Below are 24,180 nucleotides of genomic sequence, written 5' to 3'. Positions count from 1 at the left end.
ACTCGAACCTGAAACTAGCCCTTAGGAGGGGCTGGTGATATCCTGTTTCACCACGAGGACAGCGACGGCATTTTAAACGTTCGTGAGCAAAACACCTAATGCGGCAAACGGGAAAATCTAACTTTCTAACAAACAAAATGTTTTAGTCATGTAGCAATACAACTGCCAAAATGCCCGACAATTTAATGATGACACTACCTTCACTATGAATAGCGACACAATCAATCACATGGCTGCAGCCATCCGCGCAGCCATTTTGGCACATGAAGCGGATATCGAAAGTCTGGATAGGGAAATCGGCGACGGCGACCACTATATTAATATGAAGCGCGGCTGTGAGGCGATCACCACTATCTCGGCAGAGCTGGCCCCTTTATCAGCCGCCGACGCACTGAATAAAATCGGCATGAAATTACTAAGCACCATAGGCGGCGCATCCGGCCCTTTGTTTGCCAGCTTTTTTATGAGCATGGGCAAAACACTCAAAACAACTGATGCGCCCTCTACCAAAGACATCGCTCACGCTTTTGAGGCAGGTGTACAGGCCATTATGCAACGTGGCAAGGCGCAGGCGGGCGAAAAAACCATGCTGGATGTGCTGATCCCGGTCGCTAATACATTCAAGCAACTGGCCGAACAAGGTAAGCCAACTGCAGAAATCGCAACGACATTAAAGACAGTATCCAGCGAAGGCCTGGAATCCACGCGTAACCTGCTTGCCACCAAAGGCCGGGCTTCAGGCCTGGGAGAACGTGCCATTGGCCATCTTGATGCTGGTGCCAAAAGCTGCGAAGTGATGATACATGCCGTATGCGACCAGGTCTTGGCGCAACCGCAATAACCAACAATCCATGCCATCAGTCCGCGACGCCAATTCAAGCTAGCGCACAGGAGAATTAAAGTGAAAAAATTTCTGAACAATGTAGATCATATGCTGGCCGAAAGCCTGCGCGGGTTTGCCACTGCCCATGCGGACCTGGTAGAAGTGCAGTTTGAACCCACTTTTGTTACCCGCAAGCTGAAAGCGCAACACAAGGTCGCTGTGATTTCCGGCGGTGGTTCGGGCCACGAACCCTTACATGCCGGTTATGTGGGCAAAGGCATGCTGGATGCGGCCTGTCCTGGCCAGGTGTTTACCTCACCGACGCCCGACCAGATGCTGGCCGCAGCGGAAGCCGTGCATGCTGATAAAGGCGTACTGTTTATTGTCAAAAACTATGCGGGCGATGTGATGAATTTTGAAATGGCAGCTGAAATGTTGCCATTTGAACATGCCACGATCTACACTTCAGACGACTGTGCTGTAGTCAACAGCACGTACACCACAGGCCGCCGAGGCGTGGCTGGCACTGTGATTGTAGAAAAATGTGTGGGTAGCCTGGCGGAAACTGACGCCGATCTTGCTGCATGTAAAACACTGGGCGAGAAAATCAATTTGCGCACCTCCAGCATAGGTGTGGCACTGACCAGTTGCACCGTCCCGGCGGCTGGCCGGCCTACGTTTGATATTTCCGAAACTGAGATTGAAATGGGCGTCGGCATACATGGTGAACCGGGCCGCCGCCGCGAAGCCATGCGCGAAGCAGATGCGATTGTGAGTGATATGGTCGCTGCTATTCTGCACGATATTGCAACCAAGCAATTACCAGCAAGCGGTGAGGTGTTACTACTGGTGAATGGCCTGGGTGCCACGCCCTTGATGGAGTTGTACCTGATTTACCACCAGGCAGCTAGTTTACTGGCCGAAAAAGGCTTTAGCATTGCGCGCAGCCTGGTTGGTAACTACACCACTGCCATCGATATGGCGGGCGCGTCCATTACGGTATGCTTACTCGATGAAGAGATCACACAGCACTGGGACAGCCCGGTGCACACTGCAGGGTTACGCTGGGGGATATAAGCGCCAGCCCTACCCGCCTAACACTGACAACTAGGCCCCGAATACCGCCTGCCACAGCTGAATCACCGGTTGTTGCAGCGGTTCCGCCAGCGCCTTATCCACTTTGGCAGGCTCACCCTGCAATTTGCTGGCATGTATCCATGCCCGGTATTGGCGATAAGACTGCTGCACCTGTTCTGACAGCTGTGCATCAATCAGATTATTCTCGGCCAACACGCCAAGCAAGGCGATATTGCCAATATTCTCGGTGAGGACAGGATAATCCGGCGCATGTAACAGCACCAGATACTGCACCATAAACTCCACATCAATAATGCCGCCAGCCTCATGCTTTAAATCAAACTTGGCAGCATCAAAGCGATGCGAGGCGCGCATTTTCTGGCGCATGTCTATGATCTGCGGCTGAACATCCGCTTGCTTACGCCGTGTTTTTAATACATCCAGGCGGATACGTTCAAACTGCTTGCCCACCGCGGCCTCCCCGGCCACAAAGCGCGCACGGGTGATGGCCTGATGTTCCCACACCCAAGCCTTACTTTCCTGGTAATCGTTAAATGCAGTCACGCTGCTCACCAGTAAACCACTATTGCCATCCGGCCTGAGCTGTAAGTCGGTTTCGTACAGCAAGCCTGCATTGGTGATCGTATTGAACCAGGTATTAAGACGTTGCGCATAACGGGCGTAGACTTCCTGTGCATTGTCGGCATCATCATCGTACAAAAAGATGATATCCAGGTCAGACAGATAACCCAGTTCTTTACCGCCTAGTTTGCCATAGCCGATCACGGCAAACTGCGGCGCTTCCCTATGTTTAAAGCTGATATTCTGCCAGACGGTGTGCAAGCTGACCTGCAGAACCACCTCTGCCAGCGCGCTCAAATCGTCAGAAATCGCTTCCAGCGGCAAAGCAGTCATTAAATCCTGGGCAGCGATCTTCAGCACATTGGCATGTTTAAAGTGGCGCATGGCATCCATTTGCGCTTCGACATCGCCTGCCAGATGCGCCATGTGCTGCGTCAATTCGGTTTTCAACTGCGCGGCATCCAGGCGTTTGAACAGGGTTTGTTTATTGAGCAATTCATCCAATAAAACCGGGTGTGCAGACACATACTGCGCAATCCAGGGGCTGGCAGCGCACAGTTTCACGATGAGCGACAAAGCATCTGGAAACTCGGCAAGCAACGCCAGGTAGCTGGCACGGCGACAGATACTTTCCAGCAGGTCCAGTGTGCGGATCAAGGCGGTATCCGGCACCGTGCTTTGCTGCTGCACCGCCTCACGCAACAGCAATGGCATTAACTGGTCCAGGCGGCGCCTGCTTTGTTCAGGTAACTGCTGGATCTTCTGGCTGCTGCGTGTGGTTTTCAGTAACTGCAACAGTTCGCCAGACCGCGTGTAACCTTGCGTTTGCAACCATTGCTCAGCCTCCGGCGCCGGGATGGTGCCTTGCCAGATGGCGGTTTCCTGTTGCAAATCGTTGCTTTGCTGGTCTTTAAAAGTATCGTCAAAAAAGCGCTGTACCCGGTCGCGGTGTATATTCAACTCGGCAATAAAATCTTCCCACACCGTGTGTTTCAGCATGCGCAACAGATATTGCCGGTAAGTCTCTGAATCCGGTAAATCCTGTGTTTGCTGGTCATCAATATACATCAACCGGTGCTCAAGGTTACGCAGGTAAATATAGCTTTCCTTGAGCGCGGCCACATCTTCCTCGGGCAACATACCCCGCTCGGCCAGGCGTGTCAGCACAGCCAGGGTAGGTTTGATCTGCAAATCCGGCAGTTGCCCGCCACGGATCAGTTGAAACACCTGCGCAATAAACTCAACCTCGCGGATACCGCCGCGGCCCAGCTTGATATTATTGGATAAGCGGCGTTGCACCACATCGCGCTGGATTTGCGTTTTTAAATCGCGCATGGAGGCATAGGCGTTAAAATCCAGGTACTTGCGGAAGACAAAGGGCCGGATCAGTTTGGTTAACGCATCCGCAGGGCCATAGACCACGCGGCCCTTGATCCAGGCATAACGCTCCCACTCACGGCCGTAGTTCTGGTAATAGTCTTCCAGTGCATCCAGATTGCAGACCAACGCCCCTTCCGACCCAAACGGGCGCAAGCGCATATCCATACGGAACACGAAGCCATCGGCAGTGACATCATCCAGTGCAGTAATCAGTTTTTTGCCTAGCCGGGTAAAGAAATCCTGGTTGCTGATGGATTTTTCACCGTCGGTTTCGCCTTCTTGCTCATAGGCAAAAATCAGGTCGATATCCGATGACACATTCAGTTCACGTCCACCCAGCTTACCCATGCCAACCACGATTAATTGCTGCGCGTGGCCTTGTGCATCGCGTGGCGTACCATAAGTCCTGGTCAGCTCGTCATGGTAAAAGTCCGCTGCTGCAGTAATCGCCGACTCAGCCAGCGCACTGGTGATTTCCACTACCTCGGCAAAATCAGCCAGCCCATTCAGGTCCCGCACAATCATGTGCGCCATCAGGCGCTGGCGGATCTGCCGGATATGTTGCAAAAAAACAGATTCTTCTAAATATTTTTCACTGAAGAACAATGCATACACATCTTCAGTCTGATAGGTCTTATATAAGTTATCTAACAAATCAGTCAGAGAATCTGTATGTTTTGTAACGAATCTGGCAAAAAACGGGCTGCACGCCGCTGCATGTAGCAAATAGGCCGCTTCTGTAGACGGCACCTGCTTTTCTGTTAGAATTTGGTCAAGCTGTTGCATGGGATATCGCTCTTATGTGGTGTCTTGTGTGCTCGGAGAGTTGGTCAATCAGAACCAGAATAATAATACCTGAGGTTCACTCAGACTTTCATTTTTTGACATTGATTTTTGGGGGACGTTATGTCTATCGAATCTGTACTTCATGAACACCGCGCATTTGCGCCGGGCGCAGACTTTTCCAGCCAGGCAGCGGTGGGCAGCATGGAGGAATACAACCGTTTGTGCAAAGAAGTTGCACAGGATTACCAGGGATTCTGGGCCAAACTGGCACGCGAATTATTGATCTGGCACAAACCATTCACAAAAACACTGAATGAAGAGCAAGCGCCTTTTTACAAGTGGTTTGAGGACGGCGAATTAAATGTTTCGGCCAACTGCCTGGATAAGCACCTGCAAACTATCCCGAACAAGACCGCCATTATTTTCGAAGCCGATAATGGCGACGTCAAAAACATCACTTACAAAGAGCTCTATCACCAGGTATGCCAGTTCGCCAATGGCCTGAAATCTTTAAACCTGGTTAAGGGTGACCGCGTCATCATTTACCTGCCTATGGGCATAGAAGCGATTGTCGCCATGCAGGCCTGTGCACGCCTGGGCATTATCCACTCGGTGGTTTTTGGCGGCTTTTCGGCCAAAAGCCTGAATGAGCGGATTATTGATGCTGGCGCAGTCGCTGTCATTACTTCAGACGGTCAGTTCCGGGGCGGTAAAACCTTGCCGCTCAAGCAGGCGGTGGATGAAGGCATTGCCATGGGCGGCTGTGACAGCATCCGCAATATTGTGGTGTTCAAAAAAACCGGCCAGGAAGTCGCCTGGGGTAACAACTGTACCTGGTGGCATGACCTGATCGCAGGCAAGGCAGATGAATGTGAACCGGTGATGGTCAATGCCGAACATCCATTATTCCTGCTTTATACCTCCGGCTCTACCGGCAAACCAAAAGGCGTGCAGCATAGCTCTGCGGGCTATTTGCTACATGCCATGAACACCATGCGCTGGACGTTTGATATCAAGCCAGACGACATTTACTGGTGTACGGCCGATGTGGGCTGGATTACCGGCCATAGCTATGTCACCTACGGCCCATTGGCAATAGGCGCGACCCAGATCGTGTTTGAAGGCATCCCGACTTTCCCTAACGCTGGCCGTTTCTGGGAAATGATCAAGCGCCACAAAGTCAGCATTTTCTACACGGCGCCTACCGCGATCCGCTCATTGATCAAAGCCGGTGAATCCGACCCGGCGACGCACCCCAAGCAATATGATTTATCCAGCCTGCGCTTATTGGGCACGGTGGGTGAACCCATCAATCCGGAAGCCTGGATGTGGTATTACGAGCAAGTGGGTGGCAGCCGCTGCCCGATTGTGGATACCTTCTGGCAAACCGAAACCGGCGGCCATGTGATTACACCACTGCCAGGTGCGACCAAACTGGTGCCAGGCTCCTGTACCCTGCCCTTTCCCGGTATTGATATCGATGTGGTGGATGAAACAGGCAATGACCTGCCCTGGGGCACTGGTGGCCTGCTGGTGATCAAAAAACCATGGCCATCAATGATACGCACCATTTACAACGACCCGGAGCGCTTTAAAGCCAGTTATTACCCGGCTGAATTGGGTGGAAAAATCTACCTGGCGGGCGATGGCGCAGTGCGTGATGCCACCACCGGCAACTTTACCATCATGGGCCGGATTGATGATGTGCTGAACGTTTCCGGTCACCGTTTGGGCACCATGGAAATCGAATCCGCCCTGGTTTCCAACCACTTAGTAGCCGAATCTGCAGTCGTCGGTAAACCACACCCGATCAAAGGCGAGTCTGTGGTCGCCTACGTTGTGTTGAAAGGCAAACGGCCGGAAGGCGAAGAAGCCAAAAAAATCGTCGCCGAACTGCGCGAATGGGTAGGCAAGGAAATCGGCCCGATCGCCAAGCCAGACGAAATCCGCTTTGGTGATAACCTGCCGAAAACACGTTCCGGTAAAATCATGCGCCGCTTGCTACGCAGCCTGGCAAAAGGTGAAGAAATCACTTCTGATATTTCCACTCTGGATAACCCGGCGATTCTGGACCAGTTGAAACAGGCTGTGAATTAACCACGGGTTGAATGCACTTGGAAGGCTTGATTATTTTATGCGTGTTTATCGCCATCGCGATTTTCCTGATGCGGAAATAAGTCAATCGCCTGTGGATCAAACCAAACATGGCTAGTTCAGGGCCTCGGCTCTCAATAGGTTAAACAAGTTGGATAGGTTAAAATAGCGGCTTTTAAACGAGCCGCTATTTTTTCATGTCCAGTTTGCAGCAAGAAGTCCAACGCCGTCGCACCTTCGCTATCATTTCTCACCCGGATGCGGGTAAAACTACGCTGACTGAAAAACTGTTGTGGTTTGGTGGTGCGATCCAGGTCGCCGGTGAAGTGCGTGGCCGTAAAGCGGCGCGTCATGCCACCTCTGACTGGATGGAACTGGAAAAGCAGCGTGGCATTTCCGTGACCTCCTCCGTGATGCAGTTCCCGTATCGCGAGCATATGGTCAACCTGCTAGACACTCCTGGTCACGATGACTTCTCTGAAGATACTTACCGCACCCTGACTGCGGTGGATTCCGCTGTTATGGTGATCGATTCTGTGAATGGTGTGGAAACGCAAACCATCAAACTGCTTAACGTCTGCCGTATGCGCGACACGCCGATTATCACCTTTATCAACAAGCTGGACCGCGAGAGCCGCGCGCCGATTGAATTGCTGGACGAAATCGAAACCACCTTAGGCATGGAATGTGCACCCATGACCTGGCCGATCGGCATGGGTAAAACCTTCCGCGGCGTGTATAACCTGGTCACCGACAGCATTTTGTTTTTTGACCCACGTGCAGAAAAAGGCACTTCGGAAACCATCCAGGGCATAGATAATCCGCGACTGGACGAGCTGATTGGCTACCAGGCGCAAGAATTACGTGTGGATATTGAACTGGTACGCGGTGCGTCTAACGAATTCAACAAAGAACGTTATTTAAGCGGCAAGCAGACACCTGTCTTCTTCGGCTCCGCCGTGAACAACTTCGGCGTGCAATCCTTGCTGGACGCCGTTGTAGACTTATCGCCACCGCCGCAAGCGCGCAACACAGCCACCCGCTCAGTAGCTGCCAATGAAGAAAAATTCGCCGGATTTGTATTCAAGATCCAGGCGAATATGGACCCTAAACACCGTGACCGTATCGCATTCTTGCGCGTATGCTCCGGCCGTTTTGAGCGCGGTATGAAGATCAAGCAGGTGGCTTCAGGCAAAATGCTTAACGTCAATAACGCCATCACGTTTATGGCGCAAGACCGCACCATTATGGATGAAGCTTATTCCGGCGACATTATCGGCATCCCCAACCACGGCACCATCAAACTGGGCGACACCTTTACCGAAAACGAAGCGCTTAAGTTCACCGGCATCCCTTCATTTGCGCCGGAATTCTTCCGCCGTGCGCGGATCAAGAACCCGATGAAAATGAAGCAATTGCAGATCGGCCTCAAGCAACTCTCAGAAGAAGGCGCCGCGCAATTATTCCGCCCCCTGCTGTCGAATGATTTGATTTTGGGCGCAGTCGGCATGTTGCAATTTGACGTGGTCGCCCACAGACTGGAACATGAATACGGTGTCGATATGATATTCGAGCCCTATGACTGTTACACCGCACGCTGGCTGAAAGGCTCTGATGCCGACTTGAAGGCGATTGCCGATAAATATGGTTTTAACGTCGGCCTGGATAGTGCTGATGATTATGTTTACCTGGCACCTAACCGCGTCAACCTGCAAATGGCGCAAGAGCGTTACCCGGATATCCAGTTTATGGAAACACGGGAAATCGCCTAAACGCAGCCGAGTACACTGGCAGCCAGACCATGTCCATTTTAGCGCCGTCCGGCACCCTCAAGGCCTTATCGCTCAAGCAACCGTTTGCCTGGCTGATCGCAAACGGTTACTTGCTGGTTGATGACCGCAGCTGGGGCACGCAATACCGGGGCCCTATCCTGATTCATGCCAGCAAAGGCTTGTATGAAGCATATTACCAGCACATAAAATCCAATACGGATGTGCCCATCCCCGACAGGGACAAACTGGAATATGGTGGCGTGGTTGGCATCGCCAAACTGGTGTTATGTAGCAAACCTGGCGAGCTACCTGCGGGCATTAGTCGTGAGCAACGCGCCCATTTTGGCGGCGTGCATCAGGAATATTTCGGTTTTTTATTTGAGCAGGCAAGACCATTACCACTGCTGCCTTGCGCAGGCAAACTGGGCATATTTGAAATTGACATCGATAAGCTACTGGCTGCGCCGCCTGCTGCGCAACAGGCGTTATTTTGACATGTGCTGAACTGCGTTCGCAGCAAAGCGTGTCATCAGATTTAAAATTTTAGAGACTGGTTGCCCTCATGAAAAATGCCTGCCCCTGCTATAGCGGCAAATCCTACAAAGAATGCTGCCAGCCATTGCATGATGGGCAAGCTGCGCCTGATGCCGAGCGCTTGATGCGTTCGCGTTACAGCGCCTATGCGTTGAAATTGCCCGCCTATATTTTACAAACCTGGCATGAGGATACCCGCCCGAAAAATTTAACCTTGGAAGATTTAGGTGGGATTAAGTGGTTGAAACTCCAGGTGCTGTCACATGAACAACGCGACGCCAATACAGCGTTTGTCAGGTTCGTGGCCACATTCCAGAGCGGCAAACTCAGAAAAGAACAACTGACTGAACATAGCCGTTTTAGCCTTGAAAACGGGCACTGGCTGTATGTTGACGGCCAGCCTGACTAAATAGCCAGGCAATAAAAAAAGCAGCGATTACGCTGCTCTTTTTATTGGAAAAACCGGTTTTTTTACAGCCCCTGCTTGAGACTTTCCATAATAAACGGGTCCAGATCACCATCCAGCACACCCTGTGTATTACCGATTTCCACATTGGTACGCAGGTCTTTGATACGGCCCTGATCCAGCACGTAGCTGCGGATCTGGTGACCCCAGCCGATATCAGTTTTGGCGTCTTCCAAAGCTTGCTTTTCTTCGTTGCGCTTACTCAATTCCAGATTATACAAAGCGCCTTTCAGCATGTTCATCGCTTCTTCGCGGTTGCGGTGTTGCGAACGGTCATTCTGGCATTGCACGACTACATTGGTTGGCAAATGGGTAATGCGCACCGCAGAATCGGTTTTGTTGATGTGCTGGCCACCGGCACCACTGGCGCGGTAGGTATCGATACGAAGATCGGCCGGGTTGATGTCGATTTCGATCGAATCATCCACTTCCGGGAATATCTGCACGCTGGCAAAACTGGTGTGGCGTTTGGAGTTGGCATCAAACGGGGATTTACGTACCAGGCGATGGACGCCGCTTTCCGTCCGCAAGGTGCCAAAAGCGTAATCACCACTCACTTTGATGGATGCGCCTTTAATACCGGCGATATCGCCTTCGGACTCTTCCAGCACTTCTACTTTAAAGCCTTTACGCTCTACATAACGCAAATACATGCGCAATAACATACCGGCCCAATCTTGCGCCTCGGTACCGCCACTGCCGGACTGGAATTCGATGAAGCAATTATTGGCATCCATGGGTTGCGAGAACATACGCTTGAATTCCATGGCAGCAATGATGGTTTCTATCTTTTGCGTATCTGCTTCTACACTCAGTAAGGTGTCGTCATCGTTTTCTTCGCGCGCCATCTCAAACAATTCGCGACTATCAGACAATGACTGATGCACATCGTCCAGCGTCATGACTACGGTTTCCAGCATGCGTTTTTCTTTGCCCAGGTTTTGGGCCTTTTCTGCGTTGTCCCATACTTTAGGGTCTTCCAGCAGGCCATTGACTTCAGCTAAGCGTTGCTCTTTGTTTTCGTAGTCAAAGATACCCCCGAAGGGCCAGGTGACGTTGCGTCAGATCGCTGAGTGCATTGGCGATACTATTGAGGTGTTCAGCTTCCATTTTTCGATTGGTCAGTGAGTAAAACCAGCATTATACCGCAGCCTGGCGTGTGATTCAGGGCTGTCTATAGGCATCAATTTAGTAAAGAATTCATATTTTTGTCACATACACTGTCACAAAATAGTAAAATCACGGTCACAAAACCTTGTAACCGTCCGGGAGTCCTCAATGGCGCATGCCACCTTTGGCCGCATTATGGCTGCAATCAGCCCTAGAAACGATAACTACTTTGTGCTGTTTAACCGTTTGGCAGACTGTGCTGTGCGTGGTTCCAAAGTATTGGCATTAATGGCCGCAGAGGTAGATCAGGCCGGGTTTCACACCCATTTTGCCGAGATCCGCAAAATCGAATCCGAAGCGGACGAATACACCAAAGAGATCCTGCTCTCCCTGCATAAAACCTTTATTACCCCGTTTGATCGCCGCGAAATCCGTGAACTGGCGATGGCGCTGGACGATATCATTGATTATATGGAAGCGATTCCGCAAAGCGCGGAAATCTACGGTCATACCAAATTCACGCCTGAAATGGTGGCATTGGCGCAGATCCTGTTACGTGCAGCGGAAAAAGTACGCGATGCCGTGCATATGCTGTCGGACATGAAGAATGCCGAACGTATTTTGCGCGCCTGTGAAGAAATCAGCACCATTGAAGGCGAAGCGGACCATATCATGCGCTCCGGCATGCACAGGTTGTTTGCCGAAGACCATGATGCGCGCACGCTGATTCGTTCCAAGCAACTGTATGATCTGTTTGAAGAGGCCGTAGATAGCTGTGAGGATGTCGCGGATGTGATTCACGGCGTTGTGTTAGAACGAATCTAAGGAACGCAATCATGGATCACGTGATTATCGTCATGGCGGTGCTAGTCTTCGTCGCCCTGATATTTGATTTTATGAATGGCTTTCATGATGCGGCCAATTCAATCGCATTAATGGTTTCCACCCGATTGCTGACCCCGCAGGCAGCCGTCATCTGGGCCGCCTTCTTTAACTTTGTCGCTTTCCTGTTTTTTGGTTTGCATGTGGCAGATACGGTGGGCAAAGGCATCATAGACCCCAACATTGTCAACAACACCATCATCTTTGGTGCCCTGTTTGGCGCGATCGCCTGGAACGTGATCACCTGGTGGTTCGGCATTCCTTCATCGTCGTCACACGCCCTGATTGGCGGCCTGATTGGCGCTGGCATGGCACACTCAGGCACCAAAGGCGTGATCATCGGTAGCAAACTGATCAGTACCGGTATCGCCATCATTCTTTCCCCGCTGTTCGGTATGTTGCTGGCGTTGCTGTTATCGATAGCCATCATGTGGCTGTTTCAGCGCTCTTCGCCCTACAAAGTCGAAAGCCGCTTCAACAAAATGCAATTCATTTCATCTTCATTGTTCAGCCTTGGTCACGGCGCCAATGACGCACAAAAAACCATGGGCATCATCACGGTATTGCTATTTGCCAATGGTTATTTGCAAGGTGATTTTCATGTGCCGTTCTGGGTGGTGATTGCCTGCCAGCTGGCGATGGGTCTGGGCACGCTGTTTGGCGGCTGGCGCATCGTGCGTACCATGGGCATGGGCATCACCAAAATCCGCCCGACCGGTGGCTTTGCAGCGCAAACCTCTGGCTCTATTGCATTGTTCCTGGCGACCAGCTTAGGCATCCCGGTTTCCACCACCCATACCATTACCGGCGCCATTGTTGGGGTCGGACTATCCCGCCGCATGACAGCGGTACGCTGGGGGCTAGCATCGCGAATTGTCTGGGCCTGGGTGCTGACTATTCCCTGCGCAGCCATCATGGCGGCGATTGCCTACCATATCGGTGAAAGCGTGCTGTAAGAAAATTGTCATGAAAAAGAGGCGCCTGGTGCGCCTTTTTTATTTTTTGTCACATTTCTGTCATATAAAGTTTCTAAGATTCACGCATTGCAAGACAACACCACACACACAGGAGTGTATAAATGAATACCCAGCTGTTCCGCACTACTTTGATCGCTACACTGATTGTGCAAGCGTTCAGTTTCTCCCACACAGCGACTGCCGCTGACAAGATTATTAAAATCGACGGCTCCAGCACTGTGTACCCGATCACCGAAGCCGTCGCTGAAGAGTTTCAGCGTACCAAAGGGATCAAAGTTACTGTGGGCGAATCAGGCACTGGTGGTGGTTTCAAAAAATTCTGCCGTGGCGAAACCGACATTTCTGATGCTTCCCGCCCGATCACACAAAAAGAAATCGACCTGTGTAAAGAAGGTGGCGTACAGTTTATCGAGTTACCGATTGCTTACGATGCGTTGACCGTTGTTGTAAACGGTAAAAATGACTGGGTAAAACAACTGACAGTCGCTGAACTGAAAAAAATCTGGGAGCCAAACTCTTCCGTTAAAAACTGGAAGCAGGTTAACGCAACTTTCCCTGACAAAGCTTTGAACCTGTATGGTCCAGGCACATCCTCAGGTACGTTTGATTACTTTACTGAAGCAGTCAATGGCAAATCTAAAGCCAGCCGTAAAGACTACACCCCTTCAGAAGATGACAACGTTTTAGTACAAGGTGTTTCAGGCAACCTGGGCGGTTTGGCTTACTTTGGCCTGGCTTACTACCTGGAGAATACTGACAAGCTGAGAGCGGTGCCTATCGTTGCTAAAGAAGGTGGCAAACCTGTATTACCTTCTGAAGCCACTGTGATGGACGGTACTTACCAGCCATTGGCACGCCCACTGTTTATTTATGTGAACGCGACTTCAGCCGCATTCAAGCCGGAAGTGAAAGCTTTTATTAACTTCTACCTGGAAAATGCGCCAGAACTGGTGAAAGAAGTGAAGTACGTGCCTTTGCCTAAAGAAGATTACGATGCGGTGAAAACGCATTTTAAAGCCATGAAACCAGGCACTGGTTTTAACGGTACTTCAGAGGTCGGCATCAAGATCACTGACCTGTTATCCCGTATCAAGTAATGATGAAAGGGGCTGAAAAGCCCCTTTTTTCGTGACTATTCGGCCTGTAGCGCGGATTATCCGCTAAAATTCTTACCCCGACAGATCATTACTTTTTGATCTTTTCTAAAGTTCAACATTATGGCGACTCAAGCAATGCAAGCACCCGTGGAACTGCCCATCAGCCCGAGACTGGCTAAAAACATCCGTAGAAACGTCAAAGAACGCATTATTGAACTGATACTGATGATGGCGGCACTGGTGGCCGTAGCGACGACCTTTGCCATCGTGGGCGTATTGCTTTACGAATCACTGAGCTTCTTTAAAACCGTTTCTGTGGTCGAGTTTTTTACCGATACCGAATGGACGCCACTGTTTGAAGATGCGCACTACGGCATCATGCCTTTGGTATCAGGTACCTTAACGACTTCTGCGATCGCCCTGGCAGTCGCTGTGCCTATCGGCACCATTTCGGCGATTTTCCTGTCTGAATTTGCTTCCCATAAAACACGCGAAATCGTCAAGCCTATCCTTGAGCTGCTGGTCGGTGTACCAACAGTGGTATTTGGTTACTTTGCCCTGTTTTTTGTCACGCCATTACTGCAATCCATCTATCCTGATCTGCCAAGCTTCAACATGCTGGGCGCCGGTATCGTGATGGGCATCATGATTATTCCTTACATCGCTTCCCTGTCTGAAGATGCCATGCGCGCCGTACCTATGAGCATGCGTGAAGGTTCTTATGCCATGGGTGCTACTCGTTTCCAGACGGCAGTAAAAGTTGTTACGCCGGCGGCGATTTCCGGGATTGTGGCAGCTTACATCCTGGCGATTTCACGTGCAGTCGGTGAAACCATGGTGGTGGCGATTGCGGCCGGCCAGCAACCTAATTTGACTTTCAATCCACTAGAGAGCGCGGCGACTATCACGGCGTATATTGTGCAGGTAGCGATGGGTGATTTGCCGCATGGCAGCATAGGCTATCAAAGTATTTTTGCCGCGGGCCTGGTGCTGATGGCGATGACATTGTCCTTCAATATCGTCGGCCACTGGGTACGCAAACGTTACCGTGAGAATTACTAATCACTCACGTGACCTTTGACGCAAAACTGACACATAACAACGATACACTGCGGCTAGCCAACCTACCGGAAGAAGCAGGAAAGATACCAAATGGAACATAAAGCTTCTGTACTTGAAAATCTGGGCGAAGTACGCGCCATGATTAAACGCCACAAGCGTAACGACACTCTGTTTGCCGCATTGGGACTGTTATGCCTGATGTTTGGCCTGATGACGTTGATGTTACTGTTCTGGCAGTTGATTGCCGATGGCTACCCAAAATTCAACCTCGAGTTCTTGACTGAATTCCCTTCACGTCGCGCAGCCCGTGCTGGTTTGCTTTCCGCCTGGGTAGGTTCACTGCTGGTAATGAGCGTGACCTTCCTGTCAGCAGTGCCGGTTGGTGTGGCAGCAGGTTTGTACCTGGAAGAATATGCGCCAAAAAACTGGTTTACTGACCTGATTGAAATCAACGTGTCTAACCTGGCTGGTGTGCCTTCTATTATTTACGGTTTGCTGGCACTGGGCCTGTTTGTCTATATCCTGGGTTTTGGCCAAAGCATACTCACGGCCGGTTTAACTCTGGGTTTGTTGATCCTGCCAATTGTGATCGTGTCGACACGTGAGGCGATCCGCGCCATCCCCGTCTCGATCCGGGAAGCCGCGTATGGCGTCGGCGCCACCAAATGGCAAGTGGTGTATGACCATGTGTTCAAATACTCTTACGGTGGTATTTTGACAGGTGTCATTATCGGTATGTCCCGTGCACTGGGTGAAACTGCCCCAATTATCACGATTGGTGCGCTGACCTTCATCGCTTTCCTGCCGCCCTCACCTATCACGACAGAGCCGCCGTTTCTTAACTTTGAATGGCTCTCTTCAGGTTTCACCGTGATGCCGATTCAAATGTTTAACTGGCTGTCGCGCCCTGACCATGCATTTCACGTCAATGCGGCTGCCACTGGCGCACTGATCATTGTTGTCACCTTGTTGATGAACGGTGGCGCAATCTGGTTACGCTACAAAATTCGTAAAAATATTAAATGGTAATGCCACACAGGATTTAGAAAACATCATGGCCACAATAACTACCCCGATTAAAGCCGAAGCACGCGATTTAAACTTCTTTTATAGCAACGGCGCCCGCGCACTCAAAGGTATTTCCATGCCTTTGTACGAGAACAAGATCACTGCGTTGATTGGCCCCTCAGGTTGCGGAAAATCTACCTTCCTGCGCTGCTTCAACCGTATGCATGACCTGTACCCAGGTAATAAATACCAGGGCCAGATTGTGATGCACCCGGATAACACCAACGTGCTGGATAGCGGTGTGGATCCGATTGAAGTGCGTATGCGCATCAGCATGGTGTTCCAGAAACCTAACCCGTTCCCGAAATCGATTTATGAGAACGTGGCTTACGGCTTGCGCGTGCGTGGTGAAAACAACAAACGCATCATGGATGACAAAGTGGAAGAAGCGCTCAAAGGCGCAGCACTTTGGAACGAAGTGAAAGACCGCTTGCATGACCTGGCATTCAACCTGTCTGGTGGCCAGCAACAACGTTTGTGTATCGCCCGTGCGTTGGCGACTGACCCGGAAATCATGCTGTTCGATGAGCCAACCTCAGCGCTGGACCCGATTGCTACTGCGAACATTGAAGAGCTGATGGTAGAACTGCGCAGCAAACTGACTATCCTGGTGGTGACGCACAACATGCAACAGGCTGCGCGTGTGTCTGACTACACGGCTTATATGTATCTGGGTGAGCTGATTGAGTATGATGATACCGACAAGATCTTCACTAATCCTGGCCGTAAAGAAACCGAAGACTACATTACCGGTAAGTTTGGTTAATCCAATACTGTCAAAAAAAACGCCGCAATTTGCGGCGTTTTTTTTATAGCGCTTTTTAATACACTTAAGCATTCATCTTCGCTAACCTCTCTCAGATGAATCGACCTGTTATTTAGAAAGATAAGGGATAGTACCTGCAACATCCGTATCATCTATCAGCTGAAAACGGCTTTCAGTGCCATCTTGCCTGGCTTGGGAGTAAGGCGCATATTCCGGATCATTCGCAAACGCTAATGCGGCTTCTTTATTCGGAAACTGAATCAAAGCGATCAATGTATTTTCCAATGGTTGACCTTCAAGTACGTCAATATTGGCACTACGGCTTAAATATCGTCCACCATGCTTTTCGGCAATCAGGTGAACATGCTTTGCATATTCAGGGACCCACTTATCATCCTTCAGTAATACATCTGCAATTAAATATGCTGCCATTTTTCACTCCTAAGCGTTTTTATTAAAAATAATCAGTTCGAGTTCTAAGTTGTATTGATTAAAGCAGTACACCTGTAGTTCCAACGCTACGAAACTTTTGCCTAATACGCTGGAATCTTCCGGAATCTGCATCATGCAATTGAATAACTGACTTGTTATCCTTGATTCAACCTTGGCGGTCAAAAAACAAAAAGGTATGCACAACATGGTTTGCAATATTCCAGTCGAATAACTCTTTCCTGATGAACGTTTGTTTTGCTTGCAACTTTACAGTACAAGTCTGCCCACATCTTGGCGCGCAGCAAGCGCTACGTCAAGACCATAGGGAAAAGTTCTAAAGAAGAGATGGTGCGTTGGTAGCGCGGCAAACGTGCCGGCTACCAACGTAGCTTATGCAGCGATAGAAGCTGCGAGCGGCAGGTTGTTCAACAGCAAACGGTCATAGCACTCAATCAATTTCTTCGCCTGCGCCTCACTGGACCACACTTGCTCCACATAACGCTTGCCTTGTTTGCCGATACGTTCACGCAGTTGATGGTCGATCAGCAGGGTTTGCACTTGCTCGGCAAAATGCAGTTCATCATCCTGCGCAATGAGCGCGCCTTGCTCCTGACGTAAAATCGAAGCCGTACCCAATTCCGCAATCGCGACCACTGCCGTTTCCTGTGCCATGGCTTCCAGCAATACCAGGCCTTGTGTTTCACTCTTGGAAGCAAACACAAAAATATCCGCAGCACGGTAAGCGGCATTCAGGCCAACAGCACGGTCCAGATACCCCAGGAACATGACGTTCTGTTGCAGGCCGTTATCCTTAGTCATTTTCTTCAACATCGCTTCAGCCGGGCCTTCACCGGTGATCACCAGTAAAACCTCGGGATGATCCTGGATGACCAGCGACAACATTTCCAGCAAGAACTGGATATTCTTTTCATGCGCCACCCGTCCAACAAACATCAGCAAAGGTTGTTGTGCAGGAATACCATATTTCTCCCTGAAAGCTGCGCCATCGCCTGGCACAAAACGGGAAGCATCCAAACCGGTAGGGATCACGCTAATGGGCGTTGTCACTCCATATTGTTGCAATACATCACGCATTTGCCCTGAAGGTGACACGACGGTATCCACCTGCTGGCATTGCTTGCGCGATACCCATTGCGCGATATTCACCGCAAACTTGCGTGGTACCCACGGCAAGTAATGGTGCATATAGTCTTCAAAAAAGGTGTGATAGGTTTCCACCACCGGCACTTGCAGTTTCTTGGCGATTTTAAGCCCGGCATAGTGGGCAATAAAGGGGGTATGGATATGCACCATATCGTAATCACCGGGATGCAGGCTTTCTATGTAAGCCACCAGTGCTGACCACTTCATTAAATAATCTTCAGGATCGAATACGATCTTGCGCGCCTCAATGCGTGTGATCCAGGCTTCATCTGCACTCAGATGACTCTCCATCGATTCAGCATATTGCGGTGCGATCAGGTGCACGCTATGCCCTTCACTACGTAAACTTTCTGCAAACGTGCGAATGCTGGTGGAAACGCCATTTACACGCGGGAAATACACATCTGAAATCATCAATATTTTCATGCAAAGTGCCGTAGACCGGTTCCATGTAAACAATTCTCACATACTTTAACAAACGTTCGTGATGCTTTTATGACGAAAATCGCTTTCATATCAACGTCATACAACCGTCATTGATCTGTCATCTCACGAGCGCAGAGTGCGCACATGCAAAAGCGACTCCTGCAATGTTCATTGATGCTGCTGATATTGATTGCCATGCCGGGCGAAGCACACGCCTGGGGCTTGTATTCACATGTGGCCTACACCCATAGCTGGCTGCAAACATTGCCGCTATTGCCTTTGCCGTGGTTGGGCGTGATGCGCCGCTACCCTACTCTGGTACTGGCGGGCGCCTGCCTGCCCGATCTGGCGGTGGTCTCGCGCACCTTTAATCACAGCCATGGCTGGGGCATGGGCCAGCAGTTGCTACATACCCGCAACGACAGGCAACTGGCCTTAGGCATAGGTTATAACGTGCACTTACTCACCGATGTAGTGGCCCACCAGCACTTTGTGCCTACCTTTGAGGCCAAATGGCAGCACCACAGTGTGCTCACACATGCGGCTGCCGAATGGGCCATGGATGCTTACCTGCAGACCACAGACATTCCGTCACCTTCCAAACTGTTGCGTATACACCGCAAAACCATCGTCGAGACCTTAACGCAAACCATGCAATGCGCGCCTGGCATCGTTGAAAAAGCAGTCTCCCGGCTGGCCACTGCCGACCAGGCATTGCGCCTGTCGCGTATTCCGCAATATTTGTTGCGTCGCTATGGTAGGCTGGATAACGAGTTTGAACACAAACTCGGCTATTACCGTGACCAGGTGGGGTTGGCCTTGCAAGACCTGCCGCAATTGCTGAATGGCTCGTTCCCTTCATTGCATGCCGAGCAGGTGAATCTGGGCATGGAACAGCTGGATGACTGGCGCCGCAAATGCCTGCAAGACGCCAGGCTACGACCTACCCGCGCCATCAGCGCTTTTGAGCAGTACCAGCACCAATGGTTTAACCAGCCTGATAGCTAGCTGAGCATGCTGAAATGCTAGCAGGCATTCGCGTGACTTCTAGTGATCGGCCGATGCTTTTACCTCGGAATACTTGCTGTCTGACTTGAATCTATGAGCGTTGCCACCATCTAACCACTATCGCACCCGCCACCCCCACCCCACGCTCGCATGCCACCCCTACGCTTTTTGCTCACTGTCACCACGCTGGTCAGTGTTTTACACTATTACATAGGCACACGTTTGCTCAACAACCTGGCCTGGCCAGACTGGGTGATCTGGTCAGGCTGGAGCTTCCTGATTCTCTCGACACTGTTGCAACCCATCGCATTTCTGGCACGCCGTTTCCGCGATCAGGCACTACGCGATATCAGCAGCTGGATTTCCATGACACTGATGGGCGTGTTTTCTTCGCTACTGGTGTTGACCCTGCTACGCGATGTTTTCCTGCTGCTGGTAGCAGGGTTAGACGCCATGCATATGGTGCAGGCAGATTTCATAACCCTCGAACAGAATACGGCTTTGCTGGCTGTCCTGGGCGCACTGGCTATCACTGTGATCGGTTTCTTCAATGCGCGCAGATTAGCCAGTGTCGTGAAAATCAAGGTGCCTTTGCGCAACCTGCCAGCTGTCCTGCACGGTTTTCGCATCGTGCAAATCAGCGATATCCACGTTGGGCCTACCATCAAGAAAAACTATCTTTCCCGTATCGTCAATCGCGTGAATACGCTAGAAGCTGACCTGATTGCCATTACTGGCGACCTGGTAGATGGCCGTGTCAGTGAACTCTCCACCCATACGCAACCGTTAGCTTCATTGACTGCGCGTCATGGCAGTTTCTTTGTTACCGGTAACCATGAATATTATTCTGGCGCACTTGACTGGATTCAGGAGTTAAAACGCCTGGGGATAAACGTTTTACTGAACGAGCATGTGCAACTATCGCATGACGGAGCAACTTTGGTATTGGCGGGGGTGACAGACGTCACCGCAGGTTCCTTCTATGACCATCACCAGAGTGACCCGCATGCAGCGATTGCCGGTGCGCCGCAACATGCGCCAAAGATCCTGCTGGCGCACCAGCCACTCAGTGCCAAGGCGGCCGAGTCTGCGGGCTTTGATCTACAGCTTTCCGGGCATACGCACGGCGGGCAATTCTGGCCGTGGAAATACCTGGTGCCACTGCAACAGCCTTATGTGGCTGGCCTGCATCGTTTAAAAGATTTGTGGGTATATGTGAACAGGGGTACTGGCTACTGGGGGCCGCCAAACCGGTTTGGCTCCCCTTCAGAAATCACTTGCCTGACACTAGTGCCAGACAATGATTAAACGCGTGAATCAGGCCTCAACGCGTCTGCGATAAAGCACATCTGGCAGATAACTGGCTAATACCAGCACGATTGCCAGCACTAAATAGACCACGCGCAACGGATAGTCTGTGACAAAACTAGCGGTGGCTTTTTTCGCCGCTATGGATTGATAGAAAGCCTGCTGGTCTTGCCCTTTGATGTAACTGCCTTTAAATTCGGCAGACAGTTCCTTCAGGTACTCTTCTTCCAGTTGTGACAACATGCGGTCATATTCGGCGTACGCCACCGGCGGGTCCGGCTCATCACTGCTCGGGTCAGCATAAGTCACGCCCACCGCGCCTGCATTGTTATTTTCGCTGACTGGCCAATAGCCCACTGGCTTGTTCGCCGTGTTATAGCGGGTAATCGCCACTTTTTCCGGGCCACCGACGCCGACAAACGTAAAGAACTCGCCTATCTGCACCCCACTCAGATCCTGCTTGATGGTCACATTCACGCGAGGCGCTTCATCGCCATCCGTAAAAAACAGCATTTGTGCCGGTTGATTCAGCGCATCATAGATATGCGTCGCAGCATGCACAGAAAAGCTCAGGCGGCTGTTGCCTTTCCAGGCCATGCGCCACTCCAGGTGATCGATGCCATCAGTGATCACATCCAGGTTTTTACAGACTTCCAGCGGCGTTTGCAGCATGGCGACGTTATCAGAGGCAAAAATACCTAAACTGAAATAAGTACCACACGGCGCTTTATGCACGATCTGCTTCATCAGGTGCTGCGCATAAGCAATACGGCTGACTTTTTTCTGGTTCAGCGTTTCATCTTCCGCATTCATACTCTGTGACACATCGGTGATCAGCAGATAATGCTGCACCTGCTGCCTGAGCTGTATGCTGGGTTTCACCAGCGCCAATACCAGCAAAGCCAATGCGAGTAGATACAGCACCGGTTCATAATACTGTTTCAGCCATGCAATGACTTTCATTATGGCAATCCAATCGGCAGATTACTGAGTTCCATGTGCGACTGGTCTTTGGCACCCGCCTGCATGCCGCGCGCCATGACAGAATGCAATAAACTCAAATTGAACTTGGCGGCTTTATCCGCGGGCTGCAAACGCAGTGACTGCTCATAAGCGATTTTCGCCTGGGTAAACGCATAGCGTGCTTCATCCTGGAAAGAACCATCCTCATTCACAGTACGCACTAAGCCGGACAAAAACAGGTTATTGCCGATATTGAAATGGATATGCGGCAACTCGGCTTCTGGTGGCGACACTTCCAGCAGCTGCGCATAGGTCTGCACCGCGTGTTTGTAATCGTTGTGTTTACCCTGGTCATAAGCGGCAGTGAATCGCTGCAAGTAGGGATACTCTTTGTCTTTGATCAAACTACCACTCTGGATTTTCTGGTTGAGTGCCTGCAGGGACTGTAACTGCCAGCCAAAATAGGCCGCGCCTATGATCCCTGCGACGGTGATGCTACCCCATAGCCAGTTGGCTTTTTTTGCATGTGTTGCCATTAGTACATCCTTATATGTTTAACCAGCACCAAGCCCAAGCCTAACAACAAGGCCACCACGATCAGATCCTTGGCATAGTCGTGTCCGGGAATCATGATGGCGTATTGAATGACATTCTTTTCCTTGGCGTCGATCTCGCGCAAGGCTGATTCCAGCGCCGTGGCGTTATCCGCCTCAAAGGCCTTGTATTTGACTTTCAGTGAACGGAAAAACCTGTCCAGCGAAATCGCTTCCGGTGTACGCTCTTCTTCATGAACGTTGTCACTGAAAATGCTGATGTCATCCGGTTCGCGCAGCACAATCCAGTACAGATTGAGCTTTTTACCTGTCAGCTGTTTCTGTATCTGGTATTTCACGCGCGGACTTAATTTACCGGCGCCATCCGACAGCAATACAATGGCGCGTGAGCCTGTGCTGGCGATGTTTTCAAACAAAGTCACGGCATTGGTAATACCAGCGCCGATATTGGTCTGGTTCAAGGCCGGGCCAGTGGCTGCCTGGATCGCCGAGTGGATGCCATCACGGTTGGTGGTAATCTTCATGCCATACAAGGCAGAATTGGTAAAACCAACCACGCCCATCATGTCATCCGGCCGGGAATCAATAAACGCGGTGATCAAGCGCCTGGCAGCGGCGGACTTGATTTCTGCCGCATGCCCGCCGGTACTTTGCCCGGCAAACGGGTGATCCATACTGACACTGCGGTCTATCACAAAGACGCTTTGTGCGCCTTTGCCGACTTTTTGCTCCTGGTGGCTATCGCCTTGCGGGCTGGCCAACGCCAGCACCAGGCAGAGCAACATGAGCGAGGTCGCGGCTTTGACCAGGCGATTGGCAGTATCAGAGAAGGGGTCGGCAGGCACCATTTGCAACCAGGAATAAGATTGCGCATGCCGGCTTTTCAACAGGAAAGGCACGGCGACTACTGGTAACAGCAGCAAAAACCACGGGTGTAACCAATGCATCAGACGCCCCGTTCACAATCGCGCAACTGGCGCGTAAATGTTTTACATTGCTGCAGATAAGCCGCAGCGTCATCGGCTTTCCCGCTATACAGCACTGCATTGGCCTGGGCGAAGAAAGTATGCAGTTCCTGCTCTAGCGGTTTAAAGCCAGGCTGTTGCGCGACAAACTCAGCCACATGTTTAGCCAGCATTTGCTGCCCAAAACGCTGGTTCAGGGCATCTTGCACGACCAGGGCTGCCTGCTTCTGGCCTTCGGCATTCGCCGGCAGCTTTTTCAGTTTGCGATAAGCGCGGGCAAACTGGCTATTGACCATAGGCAAGAGCGTCCAGTCGGCATGCCGGTAAAGTAATACCAGGCTGCCTATCACCGCCAGCAGCAAGCTCAGGACGAACCCGCGCTGCGGCGTCTGCGTATCCAGCAATGCCGGGGGATATTGCGCAATCACACTTTGTTTGGCTTTCTGCAACTGGTCTGGCAACTGCGCCATGAGCCAGAAACGCCAGGAAGGTAAGGCCACGGTGGCACCACTGTTAAAAGTCAGTTGTTCGGCTGGCAGTTGCAGTTGCACTGGTTTGCCACTGCTGGCAAATACCTGGTAATCGAATACCAATGTATAGACTTGCTTGTCACCTTGCTTCTGGCTATCGACTTTCAGTTGCCTGAGTTCAACGCCATTGCGTTGCAAGCCTTTGAGCGGCAGGTTGCTGTCATTGAGCTGATCATTGGCCGCCACCGAGAGCCGAATCGTGCGTTGCAACACATCACCGATCTGTATCCCGGCATAAGAAGCCGGGTTATGCACACTGAGCACCTGTACTTGCGCGGCGGGCGTTTCGGCAAAGACCAGGCTGGGGCATACACAGGCGATCAACCACCCTAAAAAAATCTGTTTCATCAGCAC

22 protein-coding genes are annotated in these 24,180 nt (G+C 51.1%); 14 read left to right on the top strand and 8 right to left on the bottom strand.

What is annotated here, in order from left to right; genetic code table 11:
• The first annotated feature begins 205 nt into the window (after positions 1 to 205).
• Both dhaL and dhaK read left to right on the top strand, forming a co-directional pair.
• Positions 206 to 841: a dihydroxyacetone kinase subunit DhaL gene (gene dhaL / locus ACSSVF_RS09165; protein WP_492403014.1), complete on the top strand. Its 636-nt coding sequence runs from the start codon at positions 206 to 208 to the stop codon at positions 839 to 841.
• A 60-nt stretch (positions 842 to 901) separates the two neighbouring features.
• Positions 902 to 1,900 (top strand): dihydroxyacetone kinase subunit DhaK, encoded by a 999-nt coding sequence (gene dhaK / locus ACSSVF_RS09160; protein WP_492403012.1) that lies wholly within the window; start codon positions 902 to 904, stop codon positions 1,898 to 1,900.
• A 30-nt stretch (positions 1,901 to 1,930) separates the two neighbouring features.
• On the opposite strand, the gene glnE is transcribed toward dhaK, so the two are convergent.
• Entirely contained in the window at positions 1,931 to 4,648 is a 2,718-nt protein-coding gene (gene glnE, locus ACSSVF_RS09155; RefSeq protein ID WP_492403011.1) for a bifunctional [glutamate--ammonia ligase]-adenylyl-L-tyrosine phosphorylase/[glutamate--ammonia-ligase] adenylyltransferase, read from the bottom strand.
• A 120-nt stretch (positions 4,649 to 4,768) separates the two neighbouring features.
• Here glnE and acs point away from each other — a divergent pair, with 120 nt between their 5' ends.
• From acs to ACSSVF_RS09135, 4 genes are all read left to right on the top strand, one after another.
• Positions 4,769 to 6,745, top strand: a complete 1,977-nt coding sequence (acs, locus tag ACSSVF_RS09150) for an acetate--CoA ligase (RefSeq protein ID WP_492403009.1) — start codon at positions 4,769 to 4,771, stop codon at positions 6,743 to 6,745.
• Positions 6,746 to 6,939: 194 nt separating this feature from the next.
• The gene (locus ACSSVF_RS09145) at positions 6,940 to 8,514 is read left to right on the top strand and encodes a peptide chain release factor 3 (protein WP_492403008.1); all 1,575 of its coding nucleotides are present in this window, start codon (positions 6,940 to 6,942) and stop codon (positions 8,512 to 8,514) included.
• 29 nt (positions 8,515 to 8,543) lie between these two features.
• On the top strand, positions 8,544 to 9,008 hold the full coding sequence (locus ACSSVF_RS09140) for an ASCH domain-containing protein (RefSeq protein WP_492403006.1): 465 nt from the start codon (positions 8,544 to 8,546) through the stop codon (positions 9,006 to 9,008).
• A gap of 68 nt (positions 9,009 to 9,076) precedes the next feature.
• On the top strand, positions 9,077 to 9,457 hold the full coding sequence (locus tag ACSSVF_RS09135; protein ID WP_492403005.1) for a YchJ family protein: 381 nt from the start codon (positions 9,077 to 9,079) through the stop codon (positions 9,455 to 9,457).
• 62 nt (positions 9,458 to 9,519) lie between these two features.
• Here the strand turns inward: ACSSVF_RS09135 and prfB are convergent.
• A protein-coding gene (prfB, locus tag ACSSVF_RS09130; protein WP_492403004.1) for a peptide chain release factor 2 occupies positions 9,520 to 10,624 on the bottom strand; the annotation gives its coding sequence in 2 pieces (ribosomal slippage) (positions 9,520 to 10,542 and positions 10,544 to 10,624; 1,104 coding nt in all).
• A gap of 168 nt (positions 10,625 to 10,792) precedes the next feature.
• On the opposite strand from prfB, the gene ACSSVF_RS09125 reads away from it, so the two are divergent.
• The 6 genes from ACSSVF_RS09125 (at position 10,793) to pstB (ending at position 16,476) form a co-directional block, all read left to right on the top strand.
• Complete coding sequence (locus ACSSVF_RS09125; RefSeq protein ID WP_492403002.1) at positions 10,793 to 11,449, top strand: DUF47 domain-containing protein; 657 nt, start codon at positions 10,793 to 10,795, stop codon at positions 11,447 to 11,449.
• Positions 11,450 to 11,460: 11 nt separating this feature from the next.
• Positions 11,461 to 12,462: an inorganic phosphate transporter gene (locus ACSSVF_RS09120; RefSeq protein WP_492403000.1), complete on the top strand. Its 1,002-nt coding sequence runs from the start codon at positions 11,461 to 11,463 to the stop codon at positions 12,460 to 12,462.
• A 122-nt stretch (positions 12,463 to 12,584) separates the two neighbouring features.
• Positions 12,585 to 13,580 (top strand): PstS family phosphate ABC transporter substrate-binding protein, encoded by a 996-nt coding sequence (locus ACSSVF_RS09115; RefSeq protein ID WP_492402998.1) that lies wholly within the window; start codon positions 12,585 to 12,587, stop codon positions 13,578 to 13,580.
• Positions 13,581 to 13,715: 135 nt separating this feature from the next.
• Positions 13,716 to 14,642, top strand: coding sequence for a phosphate ABC transporter permease subunit PstC (gene pstC / locus ACSSVF_RS09110; RefSeq protein ID WP_492402996.1), 927 nt, complete (start codon positions 13,716 to 13,718; stop codon positions 14,640 to 14,642).
• Positions 14,643 to 14,732: 90 nt separating this feature from the next.
• Entirely contained in the window at positions 14,733 to 15,671 is a 939-nt protein-coding gene (gene pstA / locus ACSSVF_RS09105; RefSeq protein WP_492402994.1) for a phosphate ABC transporter permease PstA, read from the top strand.
• 25 nt (positions 15,672 to 15,696) lie between these two features.
• Entirely contained in the window at positions 15,697 to 16,476 is a 780-nt protein-coding gene (pstB, locus tag ACSSVF_RS09100) for a phosphate ABC transporter ATP-binding protein PstB (RefSeq protein WP_055825903.1), read from the top strand.
• Positions 16,477 to 16,584: 108 nt separating this feature from the next.
• On the opposite strand, the gene ACSSVF_RS09095 is transcribed toward pstB, so the two are convergent.
• Both ACSSVF_RS09095 and ACSSVF_RS09090 read right to left on the bottom strand, forming a co-directional pair.
• Complete coding sequence (locus ACSSVF_RS09095; RefSeq protein ID WP_492402992.1) at positions 16,585 to 16,908, bottom strand: DUF1330 domain-containing protein; 324 nt, start codon at positions 16,906 to 16,908, stop codon at positions 16,585 to 16,587.
• 390 nt (positions 16,909 to 17,298) lie between these two features.
• Positions 17,299 to 18,498, bottom strand: a complete 1,200-nt coding sequence (locus ACSSVF_RS09090; RefSeq protein WP_492402990.1) for a glycosyltransferase — start codon at positions 18,496 to 18,498, stop codon at positions 17,299 to 17,301.
• Between the two features lie 144 nt (positions 18,499 to 18,642).
• Between ACSSVF_RS09090 and ACSSVF_RS09085 the strand changes: the two genes are divergently transcribed.
• Together ACSSVF_RS09085 and ACSSVF_RS09080 are read left to right on the top strand one after the other, a co-directional pair.
• Positions 18,643 to 19,506 carry a zinc dependent phospholipase C family protein gene (locus ACSSVF_RS09085; RefSeq protein ID WP_492402989.1) on the top strand — a complete coding sequence of 288 codons (864 nt, stop codon included), beginning with the start codon at positions 18,643 to 18,645 and terminating at the stop codon, positions 19,504 to 19,506.
• A 150-nt stretch (positions 19,507 to 19,656) separates the two neighbouring features.
• Positions 19,657 to 20,814 carry a metallophosphoesterase gene (locus ACSSVF_RS09080; protein ID WP_492402987.1) on the top strand — a complete coding sequence of 386 codons (1,158 nt, stop codon included), beginning with the start codon at positions 19,657 to 19,659 and terminating at the stop codon, positions 20,812 to 20,814.
• 9 nt (positions 20,815 to 20,823) lie between these two features.
• Here ACSSVF_RS09080 and ACSSVF_RS09075 read toward each other — a convergent pair whose 3' ends face one another.
• Genes ACSSVF_RS09075 through ACSSVF_RS09060 form a run of 4 tightly spaced genes read right to left on the bottom strand, consistent with a single transcriptional unit; the run spans position 20,824 to position 24,174 of the window.
• Positions 20,824 to 21,777 carry a vWA domain-containing protein gene (locus ACSSVF_RS09075; protein WP_492402986.1) on the bottom strand — a complete coding sequence of 318 codons (954 nt, stop codon included), beginning with the start codon at positions 21,775 to 21,777 and terminating at the stop codon, positions 20,824 to 20,826.
• On the bottom strand, positions 21,777 to 22,313 hold the full coding sequence (locus ACSSVF_RS09070; protein WP_492402984.1) for a hypothetical protein: 537 nt from the start codon (positions 22,311 to 22,313) through the stop codon (positions 21,777 to 21,779). Before ACSSVF_RS09070 ends, ACSSVF_RS09075 begins: the two co-directional genes overlap by 1 nt.
• Positions 22,313 to 23,278 (bottom strand): vWA domain-containing protein, encoded by a 966-nt coding sequence (locus ACSSVF_RS09065; protein ID WP_492402982.1) that lies wholly within the window; start codon positions 23,276 to 23,278, stop codon positions 22,313 to 22,315. The genes ACSSVF_RS09070 and ACSSVF_RS09065 overlap by 1 nt, the downstream gene beginning before the upstream one ends.
• Positions 23,278 to 24,174 carry a hypothetical protein gene (locus tag ACSSVF_RS09060; protein ID WP_492402981.1) on the bottom strand — a complete coding sequence of 299 codons (897 nt, stop codon included), beginning with the start codon at positions 24,172 to 24,174 and terminating at the stop codon, positions 23,278 to 23,280. Before ACSSVF_RS09060 ends, ACSSVF_RS09065 begins: the two co-directional genes overlap by 1 nt.
• Positions 24,175 to 24,180 lie beyond the last annotated feature (6 nt).

Source organism: Methylophilus sp. E2MeOHC9 (genome assembly GCF_058744375.1).
This window is presented reverse-complemented; position numbering and strand designations above follow the sequence as displayed.

Coding starts and splice junctions, on each gene's coding strand:
- ACSSVF_RS09080 (WP_492402987.1), top strand. CDS start 19,657: ATGCCACCCCTACGCTTTTTGCTCACTGTCACCACGCTGGTCAGTGTT.
- ACSSVF_RS09145 (WP_492403008.1), top strand. CDS start 6,940: ATGTCCAGTTTGCAGCAAGAAGTCCAACGCCGTCGCACCTTCGCTATC.
- ACSSVF_RS09090 (WP_492402990.1), bottom strand. CDS start 18,498: ATGAAAATATTGATGATTTCAGATGTGTATTTCCCGCGTGTAAATGGC.
- ACSSVF_RS09070 (WP_492402984.1), bottom strand. CDS start 22,313: ATGGCAACACATGCAAAAAAAGCCAACTGGCTATGGGGTAGCATCACC.
- ACSSVF_RS09065 (WP_492402982.1), bottom strand. CDS start 23,278: ATGCATTGGTTACACCCGTGGTTTTTGCTGCTGTTACCAGTAGTCGCC.
- glnE (WP_492403011.1), bottom strand. CDS start 4,648: ATGCAACAGCTTGACCAAATTCTAACAGAAAAGCAGGTGCCGTCTACA.
- ACSSVF_RS09135 (WP_492403005.1), top strand. CDS start 9,077: ATGAAAAATGCCTGCCCCTGCTATAGCGGCAAATCCTACAAAGAATGC.
- ACSSVF_RS09075 (WP_492402986.1), bottom strand. CDS start 21,777: ATGAAAGTCATTGCATGGCTGAAACAGTATTATGAACCGGTGCTGTAT.
- ACSSVF_RS09095 (WP_492402992.1), bottom strand. CDS start 16,908: ATGGCAGCATATTTAATTGCAGATGTATTACTGAAGGATGATAAGTGG.
- pstA (WP_492402994.1), top strand. CDS start 14,733: ATGGAACATAAAGCTTCTGTACTTGAAAATCTGGGCGAAGTACGCGCC.
- ACSSVF_RS09115 (WP_492402998.1), top strand. CDS start 12,585: ATGAATACCCAGCTGTTCCGCACTACTTTGATCGCTACACTGATTGTG.
- ACSSVF_RS09060 (WP_492402981.1), bottom strand. CDS start 24,174: ATGAAACAGATTTTTTTAGGGTGGTTGATCGCCTGTGTATGCCCCAGC.
- pstB (WP_055825903.1), top strand. CDS start 15,697: ATGGCCACAATAACTACCCCGATTAAAGCCGAAGCACGCGATTTAAAC.
- ACSSVF_RS09085 (WP_492402989.1), top strand. CDS start 18,643: ATGCAAAAGCGACTCCTGCAATGTTCATTGATGCTGCTGATATTGATT.
- acs (WP_492403009.1), top strand. CDS start 4,769: ATGTCTATCGAATCTGTACTTCATGAACACCGCGCATTTGCGCCGGGC.
- ACSSVF_RS09125 (WP_492403002.1), top strand. CDS start 10,793: ATGGCGCATGCCACCTTTGGCCGCATTATGGCTGCAATCAGCCCTAGA.
- dhaL (WP_492403014.1), top strand. CDS start 206: ATGAATAGCGACACAATCAATCACATGGCTGCAGCCATCCGCGCAGCC.
- ACSSVF_RS09140 (WP_492403006.1), top strand. CDS start 8,544: ATGTCCATTTTAGCGCCGTCCGGCACCCTCAAGGCCTTATCGCTCAAG.
- pstC (WP_492402996.1), top strand. CDS start 13,716: ATGCAAGCACCCGTGGAACTGCCCATCAGCCCGAGACTGGCTAAAAAC.
- ACSSVF_RS09120 (WP_492403000.1), top strand. CDS start 11,461: ATGGATCACGTGATTATCGTCATGGCGGTGCTAGTCTTCGTCGCCCTG.